The organism is Sabulibacter ruber, assembly GCF_017355955.1.
Classification (GTDB): Bacteria; Bacteroidota; Bacteroidia; order Cytophagales; family Hymenobacteraceae; genus Nibribacter; species Nibribacter ruber_A.
Map to the genome: position 1 here is coordinate 1 of NZ_JAFFID010000179.1, position 252 is coordinate 252.

Below are 252 nucleotides of genomic sequence, written 5' to 3' on the forward strand. Positions count from 1 at the left end.
TCCTGCGCGCTGCGCAACGACACCAGGGTGAAGGCACGGGGCGCGTCGAAGCCAAGAGCCACCGCCACCTTGAAGATGAGCGCCTCCTTGGTCGTGTCGGCGGCCATGGCGACGACGTCGGGGTCGGGTTCGCGCGCGGTGTGGACGGCGATGGCCCTGGAGGGCAGGCCAAACCGCCGCAACGCTTCGCGGGCGATGTCCACCCCGTCGTCCCCATCCACCTGGACGAGGAGCAGCGGCGTGACCGCCGCG

At 71.4% G+C, this 252-nt stretch carries 1 protein-coding gene; it reads right to left on the bottom strand.

Translation table 11 applies throughout. The annotated features are described in order from the left end of the window. On the bottom strand, positions 1-252 hold a 252-nt coding region (locus JT719_RS24955), incomplete at both ends, for a hypothetical protein (RefSeq protein ID WP_207436478.1).